The organism is Franconibacter pulveris (genome assembly GCF_056780215.1).
This window is the reverse complement of sequence record NZ_CM165555.1, coordinates 1,747,319-1,758,895: the sequence shown is the minus strand read 5'-3', so window position 1 is coordinate 1,758,895 and position 11,577 is coordinate 1,747,319. Positions and strand designations below refer to the sequence as shown.

Annotated in this window: 14 protein-coding genes; 1 reads left to right on the top strand and 13 read right to left on the bottom strand. The window is 54.3% G+C overall.

The features are described from left to right. Window positions 1–151 precede the first annotated feature (151 nt). From ACU4F7_RS08340 to yceD, 13 genes are all read right to left on the bottom strand, one after another. Window positions 152–946 carry a metal-dependent hydrolase gene (locus ACU4F7_RS08340; protein WP_029592523.1) on the bottom strand — a complete coding sequence of 265 codons (795 nt, stop codon included), beginning with the start codon at window positions 944–946 and terminating at the stop codon, window positions 152–154. A gap of 8 nt (window positions 947–954) precedes the next feature. Next, window positions 955–1,962, bottom strand: coding sequence for a DNA polymerase III subunit delta' (gene holB, locus ACU4F7_RS08335; RefSeq protein WP_481638421.1), 1,008 nt, complete (start codon window positions 1,960–1,962; stop codon window positions 955–957). Next, on the bottom strand, window positions 1,962–2,600 hold the full coding sequence (gene tmk, locus ACU4F7_RS08330; protein ID WP_481638420.1) for a dTMP kinase: 639 nt from the start codon (window positions 2,598–2,600) through the stop codon (window positions 1,962–1,964). The genes holB and tmk overlap by 1 nt, the downstream gene beginning before the upstream one ends. Then, window positions 2,590–3,612: a cell division protein YceG gene (gene yceG / locus ACU4F7_RS08325; RefSeq protein ID WP_481638419.1), complete on the bottom strand. Its 1,023-nt coding sequence runs from the start codon at window positions 3,610–3,612 to the stop codon at window positions 2,590–2,592. The genes tmk and yceG overlap by 11 nt, the downstream gene beginning before the upstream one ends. 9 nt (window positions 3,613–3,621) lie before the next feature. Continuing rightward, window positions 3,622–4,422, bottom strand: coding sequence for an aminodeoxychorismate lyase (pabC, locus tag ACU4F7_RS08320; protein WP_029592519.1), 801 nt, complete (start codon window positions 4,420–4,422; stop codon window positions 3,622–3,624). Window positions 4,423–4,529: 107 nt separating this feature from the next. After that, window positions 4,530–5,771 carry a beta-ketoacyl-ACP synthase II gene (gene fabF / locus ACU4F7_RS08315; protein WP_481638418.1) on the bottom strand — a complete coding sequence of 414 codons (1,242 nt, stop codon included), beginning with the start codon at window positions 5,769–5,771 and terminating at the stop codon, window positions 4,530–4,532. Window positions 5,772–5,859: 88 nt separating this feature from the next. Continuing rightward, the gene (gene acpP / locus ACU4F7_RS08310) at window positions 5,860–6,096 is read right to left on the bottom strand and encodes an acyl carrier protein (protein WP_000103754.1); all 237 of its coding nucleotides are present in this window, start codon (window positions 6,094–6,096) and stop codon (window positions 5,860–5,862) included. 154 nt (window positions 6,097–6,250) lie between these two features. Next, complete coding sequence (gene fabG, locus ACU4F7_RS08305; RefSeq protein ID WP_024556705.1) at window positions 6,251–6,985, bottom strand: 3-oxoacyl-ACP reductase FabG; 735 nt, start codon at window positions 6,983–6,985, stop codon at window positions 6,251–6,253. Window positions 6,986–6,998: 13 nt separating this feature from the next. Beyond that, complete coding sequence (fabD, locus tag ACU4F7_RS08300; RefSeq protein WP_481638417.1) at window positions 6,999–7,928, bottom strand: ACP S-malonyltransferase; 930 nt, start codon at window positions 7,926–7,928, stop codon at window positions 6,999–7,001. Between the two features lie 18 nt (window positions 7,929–7,946). Then, complete coding sequence (locus ACU4F7_RS08295) at window positions 7,947–8,900, bottom strand: beta-ketoacyl-ACP synthase III (RefSeq protein WP_029592515.1); 954 nt, start codon at window positions 8,898–8,900, stop codon at window positions 7,947–7,949. Window positions 8,901–8,979: 79 nt separating this feature from the next. Next, complete coding sequence (gene plsX, locus ACU4F7_RS08290; RefSeq protein WP_071809214.1) at window positions 8,980–10,059, bottom strand: phosphate acyltransferase PlsX; 1,080 nt, start codon at window positions 10,057–10,059, stop codon at window positions 8,980–8,982. A 73-nt stretch (window positions 10,060–10,132) separates the two neighbouring features. After that, window positions 10,133–10,306, bottom strand: coding sequence for a 50S ribosomal protein L32 (rpmF, locus tag ACU4F7_RS08285; protein WP_024551727.1), 174 nt, complete (start codon window positions 10,304–10,306; stop codon window positions 10,133–10,135). A gap of 16 nt (window positions 10,307–10,322) precedes the next feature. Continuing rightward, window positions 10,323–10,844 carry a 23S rRNA accumulation protein YceD gene (gene yceD / locus ACU4F7_RS08280; RefSeq protein WP_024556701.1) on the bottom strand — a complete coding sequence of 174 codons (522 nt, stop codon included), beginning with the start codon at window positions 10,842–10,844 and terminating at the stop codon, window positions 10,323–10,325. 140 nt (window positions 10,845–10,984) lie between these two features. Here yceD and ACU4F7_RS08275 point away from each other — a divergent pair, with 140 nt between their 5' ends. Next, window positions 10,985–11,566: a Maf family protein gene (locus ACU4F7_RS08275; protein ID WP_029592513.1), complete on the top strand. Its 582-nt coding sequence runs from the start codon at window positions 10,985–10,987 to the stop codon at window positions 11,564–11,566. The last annotated feature ends 11 nt before the right edge of the window (window positions 11,567–11,577 follow it).

Here is an 11,577-nt window from a genome sequence, read left to right as displayed (position 1 = left end):
CACGTTTCAGAAAATGACGAAGCGAAAACTTGCATATCTTTACAATAAGGGTATCTGAATGTTTCCAGACGAGCGCTCACCGCCTTTTTCGAGGCGGTGAACTTTACTCGCTTTGCTTATTAATTACGAGCTTTAAAATAACTGCGAATTTTCAGGCAGATTGCAGGCGGGCAGCGTCGATATGGAACAGTTGAGAAAAATTCTGCGTGGTGGCTTTCGCCAGCTCATCGACGGAAACGCCTTTCAAAACAGCCATATATTCAGCGACGTCCCTGACGAGTGCGGGTTGATTCTCCTTACCCCGATGCGGTACAGGCGCAAGGTAAGGCGAATCCGTTTCAACCAGTAAGCGATCCAATGGTACATAACGTGCGGCTTCGCGCAGCTGCTCCGCATTACGGAAAGTCACAATGCCGGAAAACGAAATATAGAAGCCAAGATCGAGCAGCTTACCCGCCGTTTCACGATCCTCTGTAAAACAGTGTAGTACGCCTGCGCAGTCCATCGCTTTTTCTTCACGCAAGATAGCTAATGTATCTTCACGCGCATCGCGGGTGTGCACGATGACCGGCTTGTTGAGTTCACGCCCTATGCGGATATGGTTGCGAAATGATTCCTGCTGGCGCGCTTTGGTTTCCGGGGTGTAATAGTAATCCAGACCGGTTTCCCCCATCGCCACGACGCCCGGCTCAGCGGCAAGCGTCCGCAGCGTTTCTACATTGTACTCTTCATCCTGATTTAAAGGATGAACGCCGCAGGAGAACACGACGTTGTCACGCTCTCCCACTAATTCCCGCATTGACTGATAGCCCGGCAGCGTAGTGGCGACCGCAAGGAAAAATTTTACATCCCGCGCTGCGGCTTTCGCCAGAACATCGTCAACGTCTTTATGCAGGGTTTCATAATTCAGGCCATCAAGATGGCAGTGGGAGTCGACTAAAAACATAACGTCTCTCAGATAGCAGATGAAGGGAGAAGCGCGCCGGGGCGCAAGTACCGCTCCCAGGTTAATAACATTTCACTCAGCACCAGTTCGCGGTTAAGACCCGCTACGGTTGTCAGTTGCTCCCGGCAGTGGAATATATCGCTCAACATCGCCTGTAGCACGGCGGCGGAAAGTTGTCTGGAGAGTTGGGAAATGAGCGGCTGACAGTCGGTATTCGTTAGCCATTGTCCCGCCCCCTGCTGAGTTTTGCGTACATCTAACAGGAACGCCGCCAGCCAGAACAGACGCTGGTTTGCCTGCTCATGATTGAGCACCGTCAGCAAGGAGAGCCAGTCGCGACTGTTCAGCGTCTGAGCCAGTTTCTCTATCAACGCATGGCGTTGTTGCCACTGTTCAGGTTGTAACAATGCCAGCGCGGCGGCGGGCGCGCCGCTGCTTAAGCGCAGCGCGGCATTTTGCTCTTCAACCGCGGCCGGGATTTCACGCGCAAGCCAGGCGAGGGCATAGCGCGTTTCAGGCGGCGCGAGATAATAGTAGAAGCAGCGGCTTCGCAGTGTGGCGAGAAGACGTTCAGGCTCACGGCAACCGAGAAAGAACCAGGTATTTTCTGGCGGCTCTTCCAGCGTCTTGAGCAGCGCGTTAGCCGCCGCTTCAGTAAGTTGCGCCGCGTCTTTCAGCCAGACCACTTTCGCTCCGCCCTGCCGCGCCCGCTCATAAAGCTTTTCGGTGATGGCGCGCACGGCGTCAATACCGAGCGTGGCTTTACCCTTTTCCGGCTCAGCCACGTAATAATCGGGATGGGTACCCGCCTGCATCAGTTGGCAACCGCGGCAGTGCCCGCAGCTTTTTTGTCCCTGCGGTTGCTGGCACAGCAGCCAGCGGTTAAGCGCATAGATCAGCGCATCTTCGCCCATACCGGGAAGCGCATGAATCAGCAGCGCATGGTGTCCCCGTCCGGCCTGATAAGCGGAAATTAATTGCTCAAAAGAGGGACGTAACCAGGGATACCATTTCATTACGCCTGCCCCTTCACCCACCGGGTTACGGTTTCACGTACGGCGGCGGTTACCTGTTCCAGCGGCTGGCTGGCGTTGATGGTTTTAATACGGCTATCCGCCGCCGCCAGTTCAAGATAACGGGCGCGCGTGCGGTTAAAGAAATCGACAGATTCCTGTTCGATGCGATCCAGTTCGCCACGCGCTCTGGCTCGCTCAAGCCCGACTAGCGGATCAACATCCAGATATAGCGTTAAATCCGGGGCAAAATCACCTAAAACCGCATCACGCAACGTTGTCAGCAGGTGACGATCGATGCCGCGCCCGCCTCCCTGGTAGGCCTGGGTGGAGAGATCGTGGCGGTCGCCAATCACCCACGCACCGCGAGCAAGCGCTGGTTTGATAACCGTCTCCACCAGCTGCACGCGCGCGGCATAAAACATCAGCAGTTCTGCTTTATCCGTAATGACTTCATCGCCGACCGATTTGATATCCAGAATCAGGCTACGCAGTTTTTCAGCGAGCAGGGTGCCGCCGGGCTCGCGCGTAAAGACAATATCTGTTACGCCTGATTCGCCAAGGGCCTCCACAATGATATTGCGGGCAGTGGTTTTGCCGGCCCCTTCCAGCCCTTCGATGACGATGTATTTACTGCTCATTTTTATCCTTAAGTACTTTCAGGTAATCCTGCACTGCCTTGTTGTGGCTCGCGAGATTAGTCGTGAAGGTGTGACCGCCTTTCCCGTCAGCGACAAAGTAAAGGTAAGGCGTTTTAGCCGGATGGGCCGCCGCTTTCAAGGAAGCCTCGCCTGGAATAGCGATAGGTCCTGGCGGCAATCCGCTGATGACATACGTGTTATAGGGCGTCGGGGTTTCCAGGTCGTTACGCGTCAGTTTGCCGTTATAGCTCGCGCCCATACCGTAAATTACCGTTGGGTCGGTTTGCAAACGCATGCCAACGCGCAGGCGGTTGATAAAAACCGAGGCCACCTGGTCGCGTTCGCTGGCAACCGCCGTCTCTTTTTCAATAATAGAAGCCATTGTAACGAGCTGATTCGGGTCTTTATAAGGCAAGTTCTCTACCCTGCTCTGCCAAATGGCGTCTACCGCTTTGGCCATTTTATGATGAGCGCGTTTTAATATCGCCACGTCAGTGGTATTAGCCGTATAAAGCCAGGTATCAGGCCAGAACCACCCCTCCACCCACTGTGGATTTTCAAGCGCGACGGCCTTAGCAACCGTGGCGTAGTCATCATCTTTTAGCGTGTGTTTAACGTACGGCGCGTCGCGCAGCTGTTTGAGCCAGTCGCTTAAGCGCATACCCTCGACAAAACGCAGCGGAAACTGCGCCTCTTTGCCGCTTGCCAGCAATGCCAGCATCTCCCGAACGGTCATGCCCGGCGTGAAGCGGTACGTTCCCGCTTTAAAGTGGGAAAGTTCGGGTTCTATGCGCAGCAGCCACTGAAAGACACGCGGGCGATTGATAATGCGCTCATCATAAAGCTGCTGCCCCAGCGCCAGCCTGCCGGTGCCGGCTTTAAGCGTGAAGATTTTTTCTTCTTTGAGAGTAAGCGGGCTTCGCGCCAGCTGGCGCACTTTCCAGTACCCTACGCCAGCGGCTATCCCCAGAATAACCAGTAGCAGGATCACTAAGCGCAACAATTTTTTCATTGGATCAAATTACTCACAGTGGGGAGCCAAAAATTCATATAACTCGCGTGAAGCGTATTCAACGCCCTCTGCTCGCCGTACGGGCGCAACAGGCAACAGCGCGTTGCAGATAAGAAGCTCATCGGCCTCTTTCAGCGTTTCGGGTGTTTCGCGCGCTTCCTTCACATCCCAGCGGGAAGCATGCAATAGCGTCAGGATATGCTGGCGCATAATGCCATTAACGCCAGCCTGATCGACATAAGGCGTAAATACCCGGTTTCCTTTACGCCAGAACAAATTAGCCGCACAGCATTCCGTAAGCCACCCTTCGCTGTCAAGCACCAGCGCCTCGTGGGCAGGGGTCTGTTCAAGATGCGCGCGAATAAGCACCTGCTCCAGACGATTTAAGTGTTTGATGCCAGCGAGAGCAGGGTTTCGCCCAAGCCTGACGGGGCTAAGCGTAAGGTCGATCCCTTCCTCTCGCCACTGCGAATAAAAACCGGGAAAAGCGGAAAGGGAAAGTATGCGAGCGGGTTGCTGACATCCGGCCGCGCTATAGCCACGCCCGCCAGCGCCACGGGTAAGGATAACCTTCAGTACGCCCAGCGGACTCGTCTGAGCAAGACTCTTCATCTCCCCGGCGAGACAAGACCAGTCGGGCTGAGTGAGCGCCAGCCTTTCACAGCCCTGACGCAATCGTTGCAGATGCGCGTCGAGCATCTGAACCTGGCCATTAACAACACGAGCGGTAGTGAAACAACCGTCGCCAAATTGAATAGCGCGATCGTTTGCAGGCAATGAATCCTGCCAGGTTCCGTTAATTAAGAACATATCGGCTCCTTTATCGGGTCGCCGGGTAGTGTGGCAGGATGACCAGGGCGGGGCAAGCGGAGAACTCTCAGGAAAAAGGCCCGGATAACCGGGCCTTAAAAGCGGGATTAGATCTTTTTGAAGATTAAAGAGCCGTTAGTACCGCCGAAGCCGAAGGAGTTACACAACGTGTATTCCATACCGGAAACCTGACGCGCTTCATGAGGAACGAAGTCGAGGTCGCAACCCTCGTCAGGATTGTCCAGGTTGATGGTCGGCGGAATAGCCTGGTCGCGCAGTGCAAGGATGGAGTAGATAGATTCTACCGCCCCTGCCGCGCCTAACAGGTGGCCCGTCATCGATTTCGTGGAGCTAACCATAACGCTTTTCGCCGCATCGCCGAAGACCGATTTAACCGCCTGCGCTTCCGCTACGTCGCCTGCCGGAGTGGAGGTGCCGTGAGCATTCACGTAGCCAATCAGGCTCGGTTCGATGGCCGCGTCGCGCAGTGCGTTGGTCATCGCCAGCGCCGCCCCTGCGCCATTTTCTGGCGGCGAGGTCATATGGTAGGCATCGCTGCTCATACCAAAGCCGACGATCTCGCAATAAATTTTCGCGCCGCGTTTTTTCGCGTGTTCGTATTCTTCGAGCACGATAATGCCGGCGCCGTCGCCCAGTACGAAACCGTCGCGGTCTTTATCCCATGGACGACTTGCAGCCTGCGGATTGTCATTGCGCGTAGAAAGCGCGCGTGCCGCGCCAAAACCACCCACGCCCAGCGGGGTGCTGGCTTTTTCCGCGCCACCTGCCAGCATAACGTCCGCATCGCCATAAGCGATGATACGCGCCGCGTGACCGATGTTGTGCACGCCAGAAGTACAGGCCGTGGCGATAGAGATGCTCGGGCCGCGCAGGCCATACATGATGGTCAAATGTCCGGCCACCATGTTAACAATGGTTGAAGGTACAAAGAACGGACTGATTTTACGCGGACCGCCTTGCACCATCGAGCTGTGGTTCTCTTCGATAAGGCCAAGGCCGCCGATACCGGAACCAATCGCTGCACCCATACGGGTAGCATTTTCTTCCGTCACCACCAGACCAGAATCCTGCATGGCCTGTACGCCGGCAACAATTCCATATTGAATAAAGGCATCCATCTTGCGCTGTTCTTTGCGCGAGATAATGTCTTCGCAGTTAAAATCCTTTACTAAGCCAGCAAATTTCGTTGCATAGGCGCTAGTATCGAAATGGTCGATCAGGCTGATGCCACTCTGACCGGCAAGGAGAGCTTTCCAGGTAGACTCTACGGTATTGCCGACAGGAGACAACATGCCCAGTCCGGTCACAACTACACGACGCTTAGACACGTTTGTCCTCCAGGGAGGGAAAAATAAGATACTTGTGGGACAAATAGATAAAACTCAGGCGGTCGAGTGACCGCCTGGAGATGTTCACTTACGCCTGGTGACCGTTGATGTAATCAATGGCAGCCTGAACGGTGGTGATTTTCTCAGCTTCTTCGTCCGGAATCTCAGTATCAAACTCTTCTTCCAGAGCCATTACCAGCTCAACGGTGTCAAGAGAATCAGCGCCCAGGTCTTCAACGAAGGAAGCATTGTTGGTAACTTCTTCCTGCTTAACGCCCAGCTGTTCGCCGATAATTTTCTTAACGCGTTCTTCGATAGTGCTCATACTCTTAAATTTCCTATCAAAACTCGCTTTCGCGATGGTTTTCGTAGTGTATAAAATGTTGAAAAAGATGCAACTAAATCCCGGCAGGTCTTACCACGATTTTACGCTATTTTGAGGGTTTTTGCCCTGATAACGCAAATAATTTTAATCGTGGTTAAACCATATACATTCCGCCGTTGACGTGCAGGGTCTCACCAGTGATGTAACCTGCTTCGTCAGAGGCTAAAAATGCAACCGCGCTGGCGATTTCTTTTGCGTCGCCTAAACGACCCGCAGGAACCTGCGCCAGAATACCCGCACGCTGATCGTCAGACAGCGCACGCGTCATGTCCGTTTCAATAAAACCCGGAGCAACAACGTTTACAGTAATACCGCGGGACGCGACTTCGCGCGCCAGCGATTTACTGAAACCGATAAGACCCGCTTTCGCCGCAGCGTAGTTGGCCTGACCGGCATTTCCCATGGTACCGACCACAGAACCGATAGTGATAATGCGACCGTGACGCTTCTTCATCATAGCTCGCATTACCGCTTTTGACAGACGGAAAACCGATGACAAGTTAGTTTCCAGAATATCGTTCCACTCGTCATCTTTCATGCGCATCAGCAGGTTATCGCGAGTGATCCCGGCATTATTAACCAGGATGTCCACTTCGCCAAATTCTGCGCGAATATTTTCCAGAACGGATTCAATAGATGCCGGATCGGTCACATTCAACATCAGACCTTTACCCTGTGCGCCCAGATATTCGCTAATGGCTTTGGCTCCGCTCTCGCTGGTTGCGGTGCCGATAACTTTCGCGCCGCGAGCGACGAGCGTTTCAGCAATAGCGCGGCCGATACCGCGGCTTGCACCAGTGACCAGCGCGACTTTTCCTTCAAAACTCATGGTTTTCCTCGTTTTATTGCGCAAGTGCCGCTGACAGGCTCGCAGGCTCGTTAATCGCCGCCGCCGTCAGGGTGTCAACAATACGTTTTGTCAGACCGGTTAATACTTTACCCGGACCGACTTCATAAAGCTGCGTTACGCCCTGAGACGCCATAAATTCAACGCTCTTCGTCCACTGGACGGGGCTATAAAGCTGGCGAACCAGCGCATCGCGAATCGCTTCCGGCGCCGTTTCACATTTCACGTCCACATTATTCACAACCGGAATCTGCGGCGCGTTAAACGTCATTTTTTCAAGTTCAACGGCAAGTTTTTCCGCCGCAGGCTTCATCAGCGCGCAGTGGGAAGGCACGCTTACCGGCAAAGGCAGCGCACGCTTGGCGCCTGCGGCTTTGCAGGCGGCGCCCGCACGTTCGACCGCCTCTTTTTGACCGGCGATAACCACCTGGCCTGGCGAGTTGAAGTTAACCGGAGAAACGACCTGCCCTTGCGCCGCTTCTTCGCACGCTTTCGCGATGGATTCGTCATCCAGGCCGATAATCGCAGACATGGCGCCGGTGCCTTCCGGCACCGCTTCCTGCATGAATTTACCGCGCAGCTCTACCAGGCGAACCGCATCGGCAAAACCCAGCACGCCAGCGCATACCAGTGCTGAATATTCGCCAAGGCTGTGTCCCGCCATCATTGCAGGAGTTTTACCGCCCTGCTGCTGCCATACGCGCCAGAGCGCTACGGATGCAGTAAGCAACGCCGGCTGGGTCTGCCAGGTTTTGTTCAGCTCTTCAGCCGGACCGTTTTGGGTCAGCGCCCATAAATCGTATCCCAGCGCGGCAGAGGCTTCACGAAAAGTCTCTTCAATGACCGGAAACTCAGCCGCCAGTTCAGAGAGCATGCCAACGGCCTGCGACCCCTGGCCCGGAAACACAAATGCAAATTGCGTCATGTTTTTAATCCTTATTAATCAAAAACGAACCAGCGCGGAACCCCAGGTGAAGCCGCCGCCGAAGGCCTCAAGCAGCACCAGGTGGCCTGGTTTGATGCGTCCGTCGCGAACCGCTTCGTCCAGCGCGCTTGGCACAGAGGCGGCAGAAGTGTTGCCGTGTCTGTCGAGCGTAACCACAACGTTATCCATCGACATGCCAAGCTTTCTGGCGGTAGCGCTGATAATGCGCAGATTCGCCTGGTGCGGCACCAGCCAGTCCAGCGCAGCGCGGTCGAGTTGGTTGGCTTCGAGCGTCTCGTCCACAATATGGGCAAGCTCAGTCACCGCAACTTTAAACACCTCGTTGCCCGCCATGGTCAGATAGGTAGCGCTGTCCGGGTTCAGACGATCCTGGTTTGGCAGCGTCAGCAGCTCACCGTAGCTGCCATCCGCATGAAGATGCGTGGACAGAATGCCTGGCTCTTCGCTAGCGCCGAGAACCACCGCGCCCGCGCCGTCGCCAAAAAGAATAATCGTACCGCGATCGTTAGGATCGAGCGTACGCGCCAGCACGTCAGAACCAATCACCAGCGCGTTTTTCGCAGCGCCAGATTTCACGTACTGGTCGGCAATGCTTAAGCCGTAAGTAAAACCTGCGCAGGCCGCAGCGACGTCAAACGCCGGGCAGCCTTTAATGCCGAGCAGCGCCTGGACCTGACAGGCCGCGCTTGGAAAAGCGTGAGTCGCGGAAGTGGTTGCGACAATAATCAGATCGATCTGATCTTTATCGATTTCCGCCATTTCCAGCGCTTTCAGTGCCGCCTGGGCACCCATGGTAGCAACCGTTTCGCCTGGCGCCGCAATGCGACGTTCACGGATACCGGTACGTGTGACGATCCATTCGTCAGAGGTATCCACCATTTTTTCCAGATCGGCGTTAGTCCGCACTTGTTGGGGCAGATAGCTGCCTGTACCAATAATCTTTGTATACATGTACGCTCAGTCACTCTTGGGTAATATACCCGTCTTGTTCAGGCCGTTTACGAAAAGCTGCGCCTGCCGGTGTAGATAATTATTTCTTTTCCGGCGTAATTTCAGGCTTCTCGGCTTCCCGCAGCGCAAAACCGGTAGGGTATAAAGATTCCAGGCGAGCGGCAATCCGCTGAGGGACTTGTCGCTGCACCGCCTGCACTGCCTGTTCAATCGCGACAGCAAACGCTCGCTGATTGGCGGCTCCGTGGCTCTTAATTACGGTGCCGCGCAATCCTAACAGACAGGCGCCATTATACTGGTCGGGGTTGAGGTGACTGAATCGCCTGGAAAGGCTTTTTTGTAACCAATGCTTTAATAAAAGCCACCACCACGACCGCTTTTTCCCTTCGCCCTGCGATTTCAGCAGCGAAAGAAACATTCTTACCACCCCTTCCATAGTTTTAAGGGTGACGTTGCCGACAAAACCATCGCACACCAGCACATCGGTTTTGCCGGTCAGCAATTCATTGGCCTCAAGATAGCCTATGTAATTAATTTCCGGCACTGATTTCAGCAACGTTGCCGCATCCCGGATGCTGTCCAGCCCTTTGCTCTCTTCTTCGCCGATATTAAGCAGCGCGACGCGGGGCCGTTTAATGTCGAGTACTTCTTCCGCCATTACCGACCCCATGATAGCGAACTGCGCCAGCATCGTACTGTCGCAATCCACATTGGCGCCCAGATCCAGCACCACCGTTTTACCTTGCTGCTGATGCGGCAGGACGGTCATGAGCGCGGGCCGCTCAATACCTTCAAGCGGTTTGAGCAACAGTTTTGCAAGCCCCATCAACGCGCCAGTATTCCCTGCGCTTATACAGGCCTGGGCGCGACCCTCTTTAACCAGTTCCAGCGCGACGCGCATGGAAGTGCCGCGACTATTGCGCACGGCTTGCGAAGGACGTACATCACTGGCAATAACCGATTCCGCAGGGATAATCTGCAACCTTGAACGCTGCTCGAAATCAGCTTTGGCGAGTAATGGCGTGATGGCGTCGGGATGACCGACAAGAAGGAGGTGCAATTGCGAATTCGCGTCCAGTGCCTGCAATGCTGCAGGCACTGTCACGGAGGGACCGAAGTCCCCACCCATGGCATCTAACGCAAGGGTTAGACGTGTCAAGGTATCGCCTGGTGACGTTAATCCCCCGTTTGCACGGGGAACTGACACTAAGCAGAATCACGCTTGCGCGTGATTACTTAGCGATAACCTTGCGGCCGCGGTAGTAACCATCGGCGGTGACGTGGTGACGCAGATGGGTTTCACCAGAAGTCTTATCTACAGACAGGCTGGTAACAGCGGTCAGCGCGTCATGGGAACGACGCATGCCACGTTTGGAACGGGTTGGTTTATTCTGTTGTACGGCCATGGACCTTACTCCTCAATTACTTACGCTTTAAACTGGCTAATACGGCAAATGGATTTGGTTTTTGTGCCTCTTCAGGCAGTTCGCCAAAGACCATGTCCGCCTCGGACACTTCACAGTGTTCAGAATCATGCACCGGAACTACCGGCAGGGCGAGGATGATTTCATCTTCCACCATTGCCAGCAGGTCGATTTCACCGAATTCGTTAACCTCAATCGGCTCATACGCTTCCGGGAGTGCTTCAGCCTGTTCGTTTGTAGCGACCGGGCTGAAACAATACGTTGTATGGACATCGTGGCTAAACGGTTTACCGCAACGCTGACATTCGAGCGTTACCGTTACCTTCGCATCGCCTTTTAAAACAGCGAGACGTTGGTTATCGATAGCAAACGACATGACGCATTCCACATCGCTGTCCACACTGACCACAGATTCGGCGACACGCTCAACCTGTTCAGGAGTATAGATACCCTGGTAATCAAGGCGTTTTTGAGCCGTACGAACCGGATCAAGAGTCAGGGGTAATTTTACCTTTTGCATAGGGCGCGCATATTAACTTTGTAACGTCATAGAGTCAAAGAAAAAGGCAGCTTTCACTGTCCTTTTGCCATTTATTCGCACACAGGGCGGTCCTCAGTTTAAAATAGCGAATCACGAACCGCTATTTTGGCCGTAAAACTATGACCCCTGTCGTACTTGCTTCCACCTCCCCTTTTCGCCGCCAGTTGCTCGAAAAGTTGGGTCTGCCGTTTGTCACCGCCGCCCCTGAAGTGGATGAAACACCATTGCCGGGAGAAAATGCCCGTCAATTAGTATTAAGACTTGCCAGCGCAAAAGCGCAAGCTCTGGCGAAACAATTTCCTGCACATTTAATCATCGGCTCCGATCAAGTTTGCGTGCTGGACGGGCAGATAACGGGTAAACCGCACAATGAAGACAACGCGATTGCCCAGCTTCGCAAAGCGCGCGGCAATATCATCTCTTTCTATACAGGGCTTGCTTTATACAACTCCGCGAACGGCCATTTACAGCGTGAGTGCGAGCCATTCGATGTGCATTTTCGCCATCTCAGCGATGCGGAGATTGCCGGTTATGTTCGCATTGAGCGCCCTTTCCAGTGCGCCGGAAGTTTTAAAAGCGAGGGGCTGGGCATTGCGCTGTTCGACCGGCTTGAGGGGCGCGATCCCAATACGCTGGTAGGGCTGCCGCTGATTGCGCTCTGCGCTATGCTGCGTCACGAAGGTTGCAACCCTTTGCTGTAAATAACTCCGCC